14 protein-coding genes are annotated in these 15,686 nt (G+C 62.0%); 7 read left to right on the plus strand and 7 right to left on the minus strand.

Features of this window, described 5'->3' with window-relative positions; translation table 11 throughout:
* Positions 1 to 2: 2 nt before the first annotated feature.
* Positions 3 to 1,559, minus strand: a complete 1,557-nt coding sequence (locus ABVN19_RS03060) for a beta (1-6) glucans synthase (RefSeq protein ID WP_105641714.1) — start codon at positions 1,557 to 1,559, stop codon at positions 3 to 5.
* Between the two features lie 223 nt (positions 1,560 to 1,782).
* Here ABVN19_RS03060 and ABVN19_RS03065 point away from each other — a divergent pair, with 223 nt between their 5' ends.
* The 3 genes from ABVN19_RS03065 to ABVN19_RS03075 all read left to right on the plus strand — a co-directional run bounded on the left by ABVN19_RS03065 (position 1,783) and on the right by ABVN19_RS03075 (position 4,789).
* Positions 1,783 to 2,631 carry a glycine betaine ABC transporter substrate-binding protein gene (locus ABVN19_RS03065; RefSeq protein ID WP_028943646.1) on the plus strand — a complete coding sequence of 283 codons (849 nt, stop codon included), beginning with the start codon at positions 1,783 to 1,785 and terminating at the stop codon, positions 2,629 to 2,631.
* 191 nt (positions 2,632 to 2,822) lie between these two features.
* Positions 2,823 to 3,134 carry a DUF485 domain-containing protein gene (locus tag ABVN19_RS03070; RefSeq protein ID WP_028943647.1) on the plus strand — a complete coding sequence of 104 codons (312 nt, stop codon included), beginning with the start codon at positions 2,823 to 2,825 and terminating at the stop codon, positions 3,132 to 3,134.
* Entirely contained in the window at positions 3,131 to 4,789 is a 1,659-nt protein-coding gene (locus ABVN19_RS03075) for a cation acetate symporter (RefSeq protein ID WP_028943648.1), read from the plus strand. The genes ABVN19_RS03070 and ABVN19_RS03075 overlap by 4 nt, the downstream gene beginning before the upstream one ends.
* A gap of 50 nt (positions 4,790 to 4,839) precedes the next feature.
* On the opposite strand, the gene ABVN19_RS03080 is transcribed toward ABVN19_RS03075, so the two are convergent.
* Positions 4,840 to 4,992: a DUF3309 family protein gene (locus tag ABVN19_RS03080; protein ID WP_010224169.1), complete on the minus strand. Its 153-nt coding sequence runs from the start codon at positions 4,990 to 4,992 to the stop codon at positions 4,840 to 4,842.
* 232 nt (positions 4,993 to 5,224) lie between these two features.
* Here ABVN19_RS03080 and ABVN19_RS03085 point away from each other — a divergent pair, with 232 nt between their 5' ends.
* From ABVN19_RS03085 to csrA, 3 genes are all read left to right on the plus strand, one after another.
* A complete protein-coding gene (locus ABVN19_RS03085; RefSeq protein WP_028943649.1) occupies positions 5,225 to 6,040 on the plus strand; it encodes an SDR family oxidoreductase in 816 nt (271 codons plus the stop codon).
* A 147-nt stretch (positions 6,041 to 6,187) separates the two neighbouring features.
* A complete protein-coding gene (locus tag ABVN19_RS03090) occupies positions 6,188 to 6,520 on the plus strand; it encodes a YnfA family protein (protein ID WP_028943650.1) in 333 nt (110 codons plus the stop codon).
* Between the two features lie 135 nt (positions 6,521 to 6,655).
* Positions 6,656 to 6,838 (plus strand): carbon storage regulator CsrA, encoded by a 183-nt coding sequence (gene csrA, locus ABVN19_RS03095; protein WP_028943651.1) that lies wholly within the window; start codon positions 6,656 to 6,658, stop codon positions 6,836 to 6,838.
* Here csrA and ABVN19_RS03100 read toward each other — a convergent pair whose 3' ends face one another.
* The 5 genes from ABVN19_RS03100 to mnmC form a co-directional block, all read right to left on the minus strand.
* A complete protein-coding gene (locus ABVN19_RS03100) occupies positions 6,839 to 7,066 on the minus strand; it encodes a YheU family protein (RefSeq protein WP_028943652.1) in 228 nt (75 codons plus the stop codon).
* Positions 7,067 to 7,133: 67 nt separating this feature from the next.
* Positions 7,134 to 8,318 carry an osmoprotectant NAGGN system M42 family peptidase gene (locus tag ABVN19_RS03105; RefSeq protein ID WP_028943653.1) on the minus strand — a complete coding sequence of 395 codons (1,185 nt, stop codon included), beginning with the start codon at positions 8,316 to 8,318 and terminating at the stop codon, positions 7,134 to 7,136.
* Between the two features lie 14 nt (positions 8,319 to 8,332).
* Positions 8,333 to 10,078 carry an N-acetylglutaminylglutamine synthetase gene (ngg, locus tag ABVN19_RS03110; protein WP_028943654.1) on the minus strand — a complete coding sequence of 582 codons (1,746 nt, stop codon included), beginning with the start codon at positions 10,076 to 10,078 and terminating at the stop codon, positions 8,333 to 8,335.
* Positions 10,079 to 10,081: 3 nt separating this feature from the next.
* Positions 10,082 to 11,869: an N-acetylglutaminylglutamine amidotransferase gene (locus tag ABVN19_RS03115; protein ID WP_105641715.1), complete on the minus strand. Its 1,788-nt coding sequence runs from the start codon at positions 11,867 to 11,869 to the stop codon at positions 10,082 to 10,084.
* Positions 11,870 to 12,030: 161 nt separating this feature from the next.
* Entirely contained in the window at positions 12,031 to 14,031 is a 2,001-nt protein-coding gene (gene mnmC / locus ABVN19_RS03120; RefSeq protein WP_105641716.1) for a bifunctional tRNA (5-methylaminomethyl-2-thiouridine)(34)-methyltransferase MnmD/FAD-dependent 5-carboxymethylaminomethyl-2-thiouridine(34) oxidoreductase MnmC, read from the minus strand.
* A gap of 138 nt (positions 14,032 to 14,169) precedes the next feature.
* Between mnmC and pap the strand changes: the two genes are divergently transcribed.
* Complete coding sequence (gene pap, locus ABVN19_RS03125; protein WP_105641717.1) at positions 14,170 to 15,663, plus strand: polyphosphate:AMP phosphotransferase; 1,494 nt, start codon at positions 14,170 to 14,172, stop codon at positions 15,661 to 15,663.
* The last annotated feature ends 23 nt before the right edge of the window (positions 15,664 to 15,686 follow it).

The following is a 15,686-nucleotide window of genomic DNA, read 5'->3' on the forward strand; positions in this document are numbered from 1 at the left end:
GTTCACGCCGGTGTGCGAACCCGCAAGCTGCGCCACAACGCTGCGACCATCAATACACTCACGCCTGCCCACACCAGCGCCTGCTGGTTGCTCAACCCTTCCTGGAACAATTGCGGCGCAATCCCTGCACCGACGATGAATGCCAGCAGGCCGATTTCAGCCCGAGGTCCCTTCACCGGACGCAGCAGGTAGACAACCGCCGGCAGCACCAGTGCCGCACTCGGGAAGCTGCGGTAACGCGGGTCGAACACCAGCGCCAGCATGCTCACCGCAGCGGCAAAGCCTGCGCCAGCCAGCCACCAGCCAGCATGCGCCTCGAGCCAGGAGAAAGCCCGTTCACGCCAGCCATCCCGGGCGGCCAGCGCCAGGGCACCATGGGCCAGTACGATCAGGTTCAGGCCAGCCAGCAGCATTGCCCACACCCACTCGCCGGCGAATCGGCTGTTGATGCGTACCAGCTCGCCCCACAATCCCAGGCTTGCTGCGCCCAGGGCTGCCAGCAGTGGCAGGAGCAGGGCGGCTCGGGTGCTGCGCACGCGGCCTGCCAGCAAGAGTGTGGCGACAAACAGCAGGCTGCAGGCGGCCAGCCATTGCGGCCACAGCGATAGGTTGCTCACCGGGCCTTCAAGAATGCCTTTGTCCTGGCGGTCGGCATCGTACAGTCCCCAGTAGCCGCCCACGGCGCCTTCGCTGGCGCGCTTCCAGGGTTGGTCGAAGGCTTCGATCAGGTTGTAGTGCCAGCCGTGCTGTTCGGCCATGGCGACAAAACCACGGATAAAGCGCGCTTCGTTGACCGGGCTGGGCAGGGCGGTTTCGCGCTGGCGGCCTTCGCTCGGCCAGCCGGTTTCGCCAATGACGATGTCCTTGGGAGCAAAGCGGTTGCCGAACACCTGGCGGATCTCGCCGACATGGTGCAGGGCATCTTCAATGCCGCGCGGATCATCTTCCCAGTAGGGCAACAAGTGAATGGTCAGGAAGTCCACGGCCGGAGCGATTTCGGGGTACTGCAGCCAGAACTCCCAGACATCGGCATAGGTTACCGGCACGCTGACCTGGCGCTTGACCTGGGTGATCAGGTTGGCCAGTTGCGCGCCGGTGACTTCCTTGCGCAGCAGGACTTCGTTGCCGACGATCACGGCTTTGACCACATCGGGATTGGCATTGGCAGCGGCGATCAGGCCTTTGATCTCTTTTTGCGTGTCTACCGGATTGGCATTGACCCAGGCGCCGAGCATGACCTTGAGGCCATGCTTGCGGGCAAGGTCGGGTATGGCTTCAAGACCTGTCACCGAGTAGGTGCGGATGCACTCAAAGCGCTGGGAGAGCAAGGCGAGGTCGGCATCCATGCGTGCCGGCCGCAACTGGAACGGCTGGTCGAACGGTGACTGGTCCTTGTCGAACGGGGTGTATGACGCACACTGCAGCTTGTGCGTGGCGCTGGCCGCATCCGGCAGTACCACCGGCTTGCCCAGGCCGTACCAGAGTCCTCCCAGCGCGAAAAGGCCGAGCAGGCAGGCAAACAGGTAGGGCAGCAACGGGAAGCGGGCAGTCGGGGACATGGATCGGGCCGTCAGGGAGCAAAGCCGGCAATACTACCCGCAAATGGCACAGGCTAAAGCCCTGCATGCAAAGTTCGCACGAGCGGATGTTGCTTGATGTAACGATAGGGGTTGCTGGCCATGTGATGTCGTTTCTCGCTGTTTCGACGTCGTTGTCAGAGAAGGACTACAGGCACCCGAGGTTGATGATGAAGCTTCCGTGACGTGACGAGGGGAAGCTTTGATGAAAATGCGACGACTCCTGGGGGTGGGTACCGCCCTGGCAATGGCGATCGGTGTGGGGCAGGCGATGGCCAAGGAAGTAAGCATCGGCTACGTCGATGGCTGGTCCGACAGTGTGGCAACCACCAACGTAGCCGCCGAAGTGATCAGACAGAAGCTAGGTTACGACGTCAAACTGCAGGCTGTGGCCACCGGAATCATGTGGCAGGGAGTCGCCACCGGCAAGCTCGATGCCATGCTTTCGGCCTGGCTGCCAGTGACGCACGGCGAGTACTGGGCCAAGAACAAAAGCAACGTGGTCGACTATGGCCCCAACTTCAAGGACGCCAAGATCGGCTTGATCGTCCCCGAATACGTCAAGGCGCAATCGCTGGCCGACCTCAAGAGCGACGACAGCTTCAAGAAAAAGATCGTCGGTATCGATGCCGGCTCCGGCGTCATGCTCAAGACCGACCAGGCCATCAAGGACTACGACCTGAGTGGCTACAAACTCCAGGCCAGCTCAGGCGCCGCCATGACCTCGGAACTGGGCCGCGCCTATGCCAAACAGCAGCCCATTGCCGTCACCGGCTGGGTGCCGCACTGGATGTTCGCCAAATGGAAGTTGCGTTTCCTCGAAGACCCGAAAGGCGTTTATGGCGCCGCCGAAACCGTCAACAGTATCGGCAGCAAGGAGCTGGCAACCAAGGCACCGGAAGTCGCCGAGTTCCTCAAGAAGTTCCAGTGGCAGTCCAAGGATGAAATCGGAGAGGTCATGTTGGCCATTCAAGAGGGCGCAAAACCCGAAGCCGCCGCCAAGGACTGGGTAGCCAAGCACCCGGAACGCGTCGCCGAGTGGATCACCAAATAATGGCTTAAAGCCTCTGTCTGGCACCTTCCAGGGCCGCAGCTGCCGAAATGGCGCTGCGGCCTTGTCGTTCAAGGTTGTTACCGATTCGGTAAAACTCTGTTGCATCTAAGACTAAGGTCGTCTGGAGCGCGTCCAAAGGCAGCATAAAGTGGAGTGGGTTCTACCTAATCTGTGCTGCGAGGACAAAAACAATGAACGACAGCATTTACCTCTCGATACAAAACAGCCCGCGGTTCAAGGAGCTGGTTTCAAAACGCGAACGTTTCGCCTGGATTCTCTCGGCGATCATGCTCGGCCTCTACTCTGCTTTCATCCTGTTGATCGCCTATGGCCCGCAAATTCTGGGTGCCAAGCTCAGTCCCGAGTCTTCCGTGACCTGGGGAATTCCCCTGGGTGTCGGCTTGATTCTCTCTGCCTTCGTGCTCACAGCGATCTATGTACGTCGCGCCAACGGTGAGTTCGACGAGATGAACAAAGCGATCCTCAAGGAGGCTCAGCAATGATCCGGCGTCTTCTGGCAACTCTGGCCTTCGGCATTTTTGCACCTGCCGTCTGGGCCGCCGACGCCCTGACCGGCGAGGTGCACAAGCAGCCTTTGAACGTTGCGGCGATCCTGATGTTCGTCGCCTTCGTCGGTGCCACCCTGTGCATCACCTACTGGGCTTCCAAGCGTAACAAATCGGCTTCTGACTACTACGCCGCCGGTGGCCGAATCACTGGTTTCCAGAACGGTCTGGCGATTGCCGGCGACTACATGTCGGCAGCGTCCTTCCTGGGTATTTCCGCCCTGGTGTTCACCTCCGGCTACGACGGACTGATCTACTCGATCGGCTTTCTGGTTGGCTGGCCGATCATCTTGTTCCTGATCGCCGAACGCCTGCGTAACCTGGGTAAATACACCTTTGCCGACGTGGCCTCTTACCGCCTCGGGCAAAAAGAAATCCGCACCCTGTCGGCCTCGGGCTCGCTGGTGGTGGTGGCGTTCTACCTGATCGCGCAGATGGTCGGTGCCGGCAAGTTGATCCAGCTGCTGTTCGGCCTGGACTACCACGTTGCGGTGATCCTGGTGGGTATCCTTATGTGCATGTACGTGCTGTTCGGCGGCATGCTCGCAACCACCTGGGTACAGATCATCAAGGCCGTTCTGCTGCTCTCCGGTGCCAGCTTCATGGCGCTGATGGTGATGAAACACGTCAACTTCGACTTCAATGCCCTGTTCTCCGAAGCCATCAAGGTTCACCCCAAAGGTGAAGCGATCATGAGCCCGGGCGGCCTGGTCAAAGATCCGATCTCGGCATTCTCCCTCGGCCTGGCCCTGATGTTCGGTACCGCCGGCCTGCCGCATATCCTGATGCGCTTCTTCACCGTCAGCGACGCCAAGGAAGCCCGCAAGAGCGTCCTGTATGCCACCGGTTTCATCGGCTACTTCTACATCCTGACCTTCATCATCGGCTTTGGCGCAATCCTGCTGGTCAGCACCAACCCGGACTTCAAGGACGCTGCTGGCGCCCTGATCGGCGGCAACAACATGGCGGCGGTACACCTGGCTGATGCCGTGGGTGGCAGTGTGTTCCTGGGCTTCATCTCGGCGGTGGCGTTCGCGACCATCCTGGCAGTAGTGGCAGGCCTGACCCTGGCCGGTGCCTCGGCGGTATCCCACGACCTGTACGCCAGTGTGATCAAGAAAGGCAAGGCCAACGAGAAGGATGAAATCCGCGTCTCGAAGATCACCACCATCGCTCTGGCGGTGCTGGCAATCGGGCTGGGCATTCTGTTCGAAAGCCAGAACATCGCCTTCATGGTAGGCCTGGCGTTCTCGATCGCTGCCAGCTGCAACTTCCCGGTACTGCTGCTCTCGATGTACTGGAAGAAGCTGACCACCCGTGGCGCCATGATTGGCGGCTGGATGGGCCTGGTGAGTGCCGTGGCGCTGATGATTCTTGGCCCGACCATCTGGGTGCAGATCCTCGGTCACGAGAAAGCCATCTACCCGTACGAGTACCCGGCACTGTTCTCGATGATCATTGCCTTTGCAGGGATCTGGTTCTTCTCGGTCACTGACAAGTCCAAGGCGGCTGATGAAGAGCGTGCGCTGTTTTTCCCGCAGTTCGTTCGCTCGCAGACTGGCCTGGGTGCCAGCGGTGCGGTCTCGCATTGATCTAGCGGGGCACAATGAAAAAGGCAGCCGTGAGGCTGCCTTTTTAATGCCTAGATTTTGCCGAGCAATAGCAGAATCAAGAGGATGATCAATACCGTACCAATGATGCCTGAGGGGCCATAACCCCAACTTCTGGAGTGCGGGAAGACAGGTAAACCACCGATCAACAGCAGTATCAGAATGATGATGAGTATGGTGCCCATGGCAGTGTCCTTGTTTGGCTGAGAGGGTAGGCGTCTGGGATCAAATCCTTGTGTTCGGTCATGCGTTTCATGCCCGCCTGTAAATTCCGACTCCTGCCAACAAAGAAAAGTTTAATAAACCGCTATCACCGCTGTTTGCCCCCGCTATTCAGCATCCTGATACAGCGTGGGTGCGGCCATTGCCTTCGCTACACTGGCGCTAACTTTCCAGAACAGTACAAGGCGTCCCGCTATGCAAAACCGCATGATGATTACTGGTGCAGGTTCCGGGCTCGGTCGTGAGATCGCATTGCGCTGGGCACGCGAGGGATGGCAGTTGGCATTGGCCGATGTCAATGAGGCCGGCCTCAAAGAAACCCTGGCGCTGGTCAGGGAAGCAGGCGGCCAGGGCTTCGTGCAGCGCTGCGATGTACGTGACTACAGCCAGCTCACTGCGTTGGCCCAGGCCTGTGAAGAGAAGTTCGGCGGCATCGACGTGATCGTCAACAACGCCGGTGTTGCTGCAGGCGGGTTCTTCTCGGAGTTGTCACTGGAAGACTGGGACTGGCAGATCGCGATCAACCTGATGGGCGTGGTCAAGGGCTGCAAGGCCTTCCTGCCGCTGCTGGAGCGCAGCAAGGGGCGGATCATCAACATCGCCTCGATGGCGGCATTGATGCAGGGGCCGGCCATGAGCAACTACAACGTGGCCAAGGCGGGGGTATTGGCCCTCTCTGAAAGCCTTCTGGTCGAATTGCGCCAGCAGGAAGTTGCGGTGCATGTAGTGTGCCCGTCGTTCTTCCAGACCAACCTGCTCGATTCGTTCCGTGGACCGACCCCGGCGATGAAGGCCCAGGTGGGCAAGTTGCTGGAAAGCTCGCCGATTACGGCTGCCGATATCGCCGATTACATCTATCAACAGGTTGCCGCTGGCGCGTTCATGATCCTGCCTCACGAGCTGGGGCGCGAAGCCTGGACGCTCAAGCAGCGTGCCCCGCAACGGCTGTATGACGAGATGGCTGTCATGGCCGAGAAGATGCGCGCCAAGGCAAAGCCCAGCCAAGGCTGAAGCCCTGTAGCCGCTGGCGCCAGGCTGCGGTCGGCTGCGCAGCAGTCGCCCTGCGGTGTTCACGGTCGCCTTGCGGTGGATCGCGCCTGCGGCAGCGGCAGAATCAGTTACCCTAGGCCGTTTTTCAATTGGGCCAGGATTACTGAAGTGATCAACTACTTGTGGTTTTTCCTCGCGGCGATCTTCGAGATCGCCGGTTGCTACGGCTTCTACTTGTGGCTGCGGTTGGGCAAGAGTGCCTGGTGGATAGCCCCCTCATTGCTCAGCCTGACCCTGTTCGCGCTGATCCTCACGCGTGTCGAGGCCGCCTATGCCGGGCGCGCCTATGCCGCCTATGGCGGCATCTACATCGTCAGCTCATTGCTTTGGCTGGCATTTGTCGAGCGTGTGCGTCCACTGGGCAGCGACTGGATCGGTGCGCTGCTTTGTGTGCTGGGTGCCAGCATCATTGTGTTTGGGCCACGCTTGCAGAGCGCCTGATTGTGTAAAGAAACGGGGCATTTGTAGGTAAAATCGCTGATTCTGGTGGGAATAGGCTAATTATTCATCAGAGTATTGAAGGGCGCAGGTACCCGGTGCAGTCTCCGAGCTCTCAGCACAGTGGAGGATCGGAGCATGTTGGTAATAGGCCGCGAAATAGGCGAAATCATCGCTATAGACGATCACATAAAGGTCAAGGTGTTGTCGGTCGACGGGAATGTGGTGCGATTTGGTATCAGCGCACCCCGTCATGTCGACGTACACCGGGCGGAAATCCACCAACAGATCGCCGCGCAGAAGGCCAAGACCGAGCAGTAGTCAGTCGAACAGTTCCTTGGGCACATCGTGCTTGGCCAACAGTTGGCATTGCTGGCTTTCGAGATCGAACAGGATGAACGCCTGCTTTTTCGCCAGCGCCTGACGCACCCGCAGCACGCGGGTTTCCAGTGGGGTGTCGTCACCGTTGTCGGTGCCGTCGCGGGTGACGAAATCCTCGATCAGGCGGGTGAGGGTTTCGGCTTCCAGTTGTTCGTAGGGAATCAGCATGGGCACAGGGCAGGTTTGGCGAAATGTGACGGTATGCTACGCCAAAGCTGCCCTGACTGTGTAGGCGCTAGTGCTTGTTGCCGATCAGGCTGTCGACCGCAGGCACCCGGGTTTCGGTTTCCATCTGCGCGTCATGTTCCAACTGATGGCTGAAGCTTTCCAACGAACTGCCGGTGGCGTGCGAGTCGCTGGCAAATACCGGTGGGCTCAGCAGGTAGGCGGTCAACAATCGACTCAAGGCGGCCAGGCTGTCGATGTGGGTGCGCTCGTAGCCATGGGTAGCATCGCAGCCGAAGGCCAGCAATGCGGTGCGAATGTCGTGGCCGGCAGTGATCGCCGAATGAGCGTCGCTGAAGTAATAGCGAAACAGGTCACGGCGAGCCGGCAGCTCATTTTCGCGAGCGAGCTTCAGCAAGTGGCGTGACAGGTGATAGTCATAGGGGCCGGCCGAATCCTGCATCGCCACGCTCACCGCATGTTCGCTGGAGTGCTGGCCCGGAGCGACCGGGGCGATGTCGATACCGACGAACTCACTGACATCCCAGGGCAGGGCGGCTGCGGCACCGGAGCCGGTTTCCTCGGTGATGGTGAACAGCGGATGGCAGTCGATCAGGGGTTGTGCACCGCTGTCGACCACCGCCTTGAGTGAGGCCAGCAACGCGGCCACGCCAGCCTTGTCGTCCAGGTGACGGGCACTGATATGGCCACTTTCGGTGAACTCCGGCAGCGGGTCGAACGCCACGAAGTCACCGATATCGATTCCCAGCGACTGGCAGTCGGCCCGGGTGGTGCAGTAGGCGTCCAGGCGCAATTCAATATGCTCCCAGCTCACCGGCATCTGGTCGATGGCGGTGTTGTAGGCATGCCCGCTGGCCATCAAGGGCAGGACGCTGCCCCGCAATACGCCGTTGTCGGTAAACACGCTGACCCGGCTGCCTTCGGCAAACCGGCTGGACCAGCAGCCCACCGGCGCCAGCGACAGGCGACCGTTGTCCTGGATGGCGCGCACACTGGCGCCAATGGTGTCCAGGTGGGCGGATACGGCCCTGTCCGGTGAACTTTTACGACCCTTGAGGGTGGCGCGAATGGTACCTCGCCGGGTGAGCTCAAAGGGAATGCCGAGCTCCTCCAGGCGCTCGGCGACGTAGCGCACGATGGTGTCGGTAAAACCGGTGGGGCTGGGAATGGCGAGCATCTCCAACAGCACTTTTTGCAGGTAGGTGAGGTCTGGCTCCGGGAGTTTTTCGGTCATGCGGCCTCCTGTGATCATGGGGCCGGCCGGCTGTGTGGAAACAGCAGGTCGACGAAGCGTTCGGCGGTAGGTTGCGGTTCGTGGTTGGCCAGGCCGACGCGTTCGTTGGCTTCGATGAAGACGTGTTCGGGCTGGTCGGCCGCCTCGACCATCAGGTCCAGGCCGACCACCGGGATATCTAGGGCGCGGGCCGCCCTTACAGCGGCGTCGGCCAGGACCGGGTGCAGGCGTTCGGTGACGTCTTCCAGGCAACCGCCGGTGTGCAAGTTGGCGGTGCGACGCACGGCCAGGCGCTGGCCGGCGGGCAGTACCGTCTCGTAATCGACGCCGGCGGCATGCAAGGTACGCAGGGTCTCGTCGTCCAGCGGGATGCGGCTCTCACCGCCGGTGGCCGCCTGGCGCCGGCGGCTTTGCGCTTCGATCAACGCCCCTACCGCCAATTGGCCGTCACCGACGATCTGGGCCGGGTGGCGAATGGCGGCAGCCACCACGTCGAAGCCGATAACCACGATGCGTAAATCCAGGCCCTGGTGAAAGCTTTCGAGCAGTACGCGGCTGTCGAAGCGGCGGGCGTTTTCGATTGCCTGATTGATTTCCTCAAGCGTGGTCAGGTTGACCGCGACCCCCTGACCCTGTTCGCCATCCAGTGGCTTGACCACTACTGCGCCGTGGTCTTCCAGAAAGGCCAGGTTGTCGTCGGCATTGCCCGCCAGTTGCTGGGCGGGCAGTTGCAGGCCGGCATTGCCGAGTGCCTTGTGGGTCAGGCTCTTGTCCTGGCACAGGGTCATGCTCACGGCGCTGGTCAGGTCACTCAACGATTCGCGGCAGCGTATCCGCCGCCCCCCCAGGCTGAGGGTAAACAGCCCGGCATCGGCATCATCGACCTGCACATCGATACCACGTCGATACGCCTCCTCGACAATGATCCGGGCATACGGATTGAGGCCTACTTCCGGGCCGGGTCCCAGGAACAGCGGCTGGTTGATGCCGTTCTTGCGCTTGACGGCGAAGGTGGGCAGGGTGCGAAACCCCAGTTTGGCGTACAGGCGCTTGGCCTGGCGGTTGTCGTGCAACACCGAGAGGTCCAGGCAGCTCAGGCCACGGCTCATGAAGTGCTCGATCAAATGGCGCACCAGCACTTCGCCGACCCCGGGGCGGGTGCACTGCGGGTCGACTGCCAGGCACCACAAGCTGCTGCCGTGCTCGGGGTCGGCAAAGGCTTTTTCATGGTTCAAGCCCATGACGCTGCCGATTACCGCGCCGCTGTCTTCATCTTCGGCCAGCCAGTACACCGGCCCGCCCAGGTGGCGCGGGGTGAGCAGCGCAGGATCAATGGGCAGCATGCCGCGGGCCAGGTACAACGCGTTGATCGCCTGCCAGTCACTGTCGCTCTGCGCGCGACGGATACGGAAGCCGCGAAACACGCGCTGGGCCTGACGGTAGTCGCTGAACCACAGGCGCAGGGTGTCGGAGGGATCGAGGAACAGTTGATGAGGCGCCTGGGCCAGCACTTGTTGCGGCGCTGCCACGTACAGGGCGATATCGCGTTCGCCGGGGCGCTCGTCCTGCAGCGCAGTGGCAAGGCTGGCCGGGTCCGGGTAGGTGTGGCCGATCAGTAGGCGACCCCAGCCGCAATGCAACGAGCGCGGTTGCTCGTGGGGATCACTGCCATCGCCGGCCAACTGTGCCTGCAAACGCTCATAGGTCGGCACCTGGCCGCGCACCAGGCGCTGGCCATAGGGTGAGGCATGGGCTTTCATCGGTCAGATTCCTTGTTCGCTGAGCCACAGGTTCAAGGCTGCCAGTTGCCAGAGTTTCGACCCCCGCAGCGGCGTCAGCTGGCCATGCGGGTCGCTGAGCAGGCGGTCCAGAGCGGCGGGTTCGAACACGCCGCGGTCCTGGCTTGGGTCCAGCAGCAGCTCGCGTACCCAGTCCAGGGTCGCCCCCTGCAGGTGCTTGAGCCCGGGCACCGGGAAGTACCCCTTCTTGCGGTCGATGACTTCGCCGGGAATGACCAGGCGTGCCGCCTCCTTGAGCACCTGCTTGCCACCGTCGGGCAGTTTGAAGCGCGCCGGAATGCGCGCCGACAACTCAACCAGGCGGTAGTCGAGGAACGGTGTGCGGGCCTCCAGGCCCCAGGCCATGGTCATGTTGTCGACCCGCTTTACCGGGTCATCGACCAGCATCACGGTGCTGTCCAGGCGAAGTGCCTTGTCTACTGCGTCACTCGCCCCCGGCTGGGCGAAGTGCTGACGGACGAAGTCGCCGGCGGCGTCATAATCGAGCAGCCAGGGTTGCTGCACGGTGGCGGCGTAGTCGTCGTAGCTGCGGTCGAAAAACGCATGGCGGTAGGCAGCATGAGCATCCGGGGCGCCATCCACCTGCGGGTACCAGTGATAACCCGCGAACAGTTCATCGGCACCCTGGCCGCTTTGCACCACCTTGCAGTGCTTGGCCACTTCCCGCGAGAGCAGGTAGAAGGCAATGCAATCATGGCTGACCATTGGCTCGCTCATGGCACGAAAGGCTGCCGGCAATTGCTCGATGATTTCCCGCTCGTCGATGCGCAATTGGTGATGGCGGGTGCTGTAGTGACGAGCGATCAAGTCGGAATACTGGAACTCATCGCCACGCTCGCCGCCGGCATCTTCAAAGCCGATGGAGAAGGTCGATAGATCCTCCACGCCCACCTCGCGCAGCAAGCCAACCAACAGGCTTGAATCGACACCGCCAGAGAGCAGTACGCCAACTTCCACCGCCGCCCGCTGACGAATCGCCACCGCTTCACGGGTGCTGTCCAGCACTCGGTCGCGCCAGTCTTCCAGGGTGAAGTGCTGCTCATCGGTGCGCGGGCCGTAGTGCAGTTGCCACCACACCTGTTGCTCAACCCGGCCCTGGGCGTCGATACGCATCCAGGTGGCCGGCGGCAGTTTCTCGACATTGGCCAGCAGCGTGCGCGGTGCTGGCACCACCGCGTGGAAGTTGAGGTAGTGGTTCAGTGCCACGGGGTCGAGCATCGGATCGATGTCGCCGCCTTTGAGCAGGGCTGGCAGGCTTGAGGCGAAGCGCAGTCGTTCGCCATTGCGCGACAGGTACAGCGGCTTGACACCCAGCCGGTCACGGGCCAGTAACAGCTGCTGGGTGTCGCGCTCCCAGATCGCCAGGGCGAACATGCCGTTGAGGCGCGGCAGCAGCTCGGTGCCCCAGGCGTGATAGCCCTTGAGCAGCACCTCGGTGTCGCCATCGGAGTAGAAGGCATAGCCGAGGCTTTCCAGCTCGCTGCGCAGTTCCGGGAAGTTGTAGATGGCACCGTTGAAGGCCAGCGACAGGCCCAACTGGTTATCGACCATGGGTTGGGCCGAGCCGTCGGACAGATCCATGATCTTCAGGCGGCGATGGCCCAGGGCGATCGGGCCTTGGCTATGAAAGCCCCAGGCGTCGGGGCCGCGAGGAGCCAGGTGATGGGTGATCCGCTCGACCGCGGCGAGGTCCGCCGGGCGTGGTGGGTGGGCAACAGGGGTGAAACGAAACTCTCCAGCTAATCCGCACATAAGTCCTTACCGGTTTTGCCGTTGGGGAAGGTGCCTGAACCCAGGCACATGGAAACTGACCGATGCGGATAGCGAGAGTTTTATATCAATGCGTTATAAGCCGCAGTAATAAGCTTCAAGCGGCAAGCTGCAAGCCAGCCGCTTTTATCTTCACTTGCAGCTCAGGGCTTGCCGCTTGCCGCTGCTTTTTTCCCCCTGATCAGCTCGCGGAGCATGAAGCGGTTGGGGTGGCAGGCTTCGGCGACGCTGCGTGGCACCGGCAGCGGGGCGTTGTCGACCCAGGCGGCGATCAGTTCGCCCGACAGGGGCGCTGTGATCAGGCCGCGTGAACCATGGCCGCTATTGACGTACAGGCCTTCGAGCCAGGGGCAGGGTGTGTCGGGTATCTGGCGGGCGTCCTTGGCCAGCACCGCGTAATGCTGGTCGAACGGTTGGCGATCGGCCAGCGGGCCGACGATGGGCAGGTAGTCGGGGCTGGTGCAGCGGAACGCGGCACGGCCCTGCAGGGTGTGCGGGTCCAGGTGATGGGCGCCCAGGCGCTCGGCCAGGTCGCTGGAGATTTGTTCCAGCAAGGCCAGGTTGCCGATGTGCTCGCTTGCGGTAGGGGTCAGGTCGGTGTTGTGGAAGTCGAAGCTGGCACCCAGGGTGTGCTCGCCTTCACGCGGTGGCGCCACATAGCCTTCGGCGCACACTACCGTCGCGAGCACCTGACTTTGCGCGGTGGCAGGCAGGCGGGTGATCTGGCCACGGATTCGCTTGAGCGGCAGCGTGGCGCAAGGTTCGAACCGGTGGATATCGGCGGCAGTGGCCAGTACCGCCAGCGGTGCGCTGGCCAGCAGTTTCTCGCTATCCCAGGCTTGCCAGAGACCGTCGACCTTGCGTAGCTGCAGCACCTGGTGGTGGGTCAGCAAGGTGATGTTCGGGTGCTGCAGTTGTGCCTGGCACAAGGCGGGCGGGTGGACCCAGCCACCATCGGGGTAGAACAGACCACCGCTGGCCAGGGTTACGCCCGCCACTGCTTCGGCGTGTTCACGCTCCAGGCGCTGCAGCAATTGCGGGTCGAAGGCTTCGGCCAGCAGGGCCTGGCGCTGGTCTTCCTTGGCGTCGAAAGCCAGTTGCAAGACCCCGCATCCGTCCCAGTCGCGGCCGCGTTGCAGGCATTCAAGCAGGCGCCGGGTATAGCCGAAACCGCTGAGGATGAGGCGCGACAATGCGGTGCCGTGCGCCGAGAGCTTGAGGTAAAGCACCCCTTGTGGGTTGCCGGAGGCTTCGGCCGCAGGCGTTGCATGTCGCTCCAGTACCGTCACTTTCCAGCCTCGCCGCGCCAGGCTCGCCGCGGTTGCGCATCCGGCAAGGCCGGCCCCGACGACCAAGGCATGGCGTGGGCCGGGCAGGGGCGCTGGGCGACTGAACCAGGGAGCTGGTGTGGGTACTTCAAGGCCTGCTGGCTGCCCACGAAAGGCGCCGCGCAGGATCTCCCACTTTTTGCCGATGCCGGGAATGCGCTTCATCTCGAAGCCCACCGCGATCAGGCCGCGCCGTACCCAGCCGGTGCTGGTGAAGGTGCCCAGGGTGGCATTGGCAGCCGACAGGCGTCCGACGTGAGTGAACAGTTCCGGCGTCCACATCTGCGGGTTTTTCGCCGGGGCGAAACCGTCGAGGAACCAGGCATCGACCTGGGCGTCGAGTTGCGGCAGTTGCTCCAGGGCGTCGCCGATCATCAAGGTCAGCTGTACCCGGCCTTGATCGAAGCTGAAGGTCTGGAAACCCTCGTGTACCGCTACGTACTGGGCCAGCAGCGGTGCGCTGAAGGGCGCCAGTTCTGGCCACAGGGCCAGGGCGCGGGTCAGGTCGGTGCGGCTCAGCGGGTACTTTTCCACACTGATGAAGTGCAGGCGGGCGTCGGGGGCTGCACAGTCGACAAACAACTGCCAGGCGCAGAAGAAATTGAGCCCGGTGCCGAACCCGGTTTCACCGATCACCAGGCACTGGCCCGGCGCCAGCGTACTGAAGCGCTGGCGCAGGTCGTTCTGGTCGATGAACACATGGCGGGTCTCTTCCAGGCTCTGGTCCTTGGAAAAGTAGATGTCATCGAACTGGCGCGAATGGGGGCGGCCCTGGTCGTCCCAGTCGATCTGGGCATAGTGGATTACATCGGTCATGGTCGGCTCGGGTCAGGCTAGAGCGGCATTTTAGCTGATCGACAGCCCCCTGTAGATTTGACCCGGCGCAATCTTTGCGTCCACCGACAAAGCCGGCGCGGATCCGCTAACCTTGCATATCCAAGTAGGGAGCCTGGTATGTTCGAATCCGCTGAAATTGGTCACTCCATCGACAAAGAAACCTACGAGGCCGAGGTGCCGGCGCTGCGCGAAGCCTTGCTCGAAGCACAGTTCGAGCTCAAGCAGCAGGCGCGTTTTCCGGTGATCATTCTGATCAATGGCATCGAAGGTGCCGGCAAGGGTGAAACCGTAAAACTGCTCAACGAGTGGATGGACCCGCGCCTGATCGAAGTGCGCACCTTTGACCAGCAGACCGATGAAGAACTGGCCCGACCACCCGCCTGGCGCTACTGGCGAGCCCTGCCGGCAAAGGGGCGCATGGGGATTTTCTTCGGCAACTGGTACAGCCAGATGCTCCAGGGGCGTGTGCATGGCCATTTCAAGGATGCCGTACTCGACCAGGCCATTCGCGGCGCCGAGCGCCTGGAAGAAATGCTCTGCGATGAAGGCGCGCTGATCTTCAAGTTCTGGTTCCACCTGTCCAAGAAACAGATGAAGGCCCGGCTCAAGGCACTACGGGACGATCCGCTGCACAGTTGGCGCATCAGCCCGCTGGATTGGCAGCAATCGGAAACCTATGACCGCTTCGTACGCTTCGGTGAACGGGTGCTGCGCCAGACCAGCCGCGACTACGCCCCCTGGCACGTGATCGAGGGGGTCGACCCTCACTACCGCAGCCTGGCGGTCGGCCGCATCCTGCTTGAAGGGCTCCAGGCGGCACTCAAGGCCCAGCATGCGCCGGTCCACCTGGCCAACATTGCCCCTTTGGGCCACGCCATCGACCAGCGCAGCCTGCTCGGCAGCCTGGACCTGACCCTGCGCCTGAGCAAGGACGACTACCAGGAACAACTCATTATCGAGCAGGCTCGCCTGGCGGGGCTGCTGCGTGACAAACGCATGCGCCGTCACGCATTGATCGCGGTATTCGAGGGTAATGACGCGGCGGGCAAGGGCGGCGCCATTCGCCGTGTGGCCGCCGCGCTGGACCCGCGCCAGTACCGCATCGTGCCCATCGCTGCACCGACCGAAGAGGAGCGGGCGCAACCTTATTTGTGGCGCTTCTGGCGACACCTTCCGGCCCGTGGCAAGTTCACCGTGTTCGACCGCTCCTGGTACGGCCGGGTGCTGGTGGAGCGGGTCGAGGGTTTTTGCAGCCAGGCAGACTGGATGCGTGCCTACGGCGAGATCAACGACTTTGAAGAGCAGATGGTCAGCGCCGGTGTTGTGGTGGTCAAGTTCTGGCTGTCGATCGATGAACAGACCCAGTTGGAACGCTTCCAGGAACGCGAGCAGATTCCCTTCAAGCGTTTCAAGATCACCGAGGAAGACTGGCGTAACCGCGACAAGTGGGATCAGTACGCCGAGGCGGTGGGTGACATGGTCGATCGCACCAGTACCGAGATCGCGCCCTGGACCCTGGTCGAAGCCAATGACAAGCGCTGGGCGCGGGTAAAGGTGCTGCGCACTATCAACGATGCACTCGAAGCCGCATTCAAGAGAGACAAGAAATAGGCGCTGCTGTCTTCCACAGCAAC

The organism is Pseudomonas vranovensis (assembly GCF_040438935.1).
Classification (GTDB): domain Bacteria; phylum Pseudomonadota; class Gammaproteobacteria; order Pseudomonadales; family Pseudomonadaceae; genus Aquipseudomonas; species Aquipseudomonas vranovensis.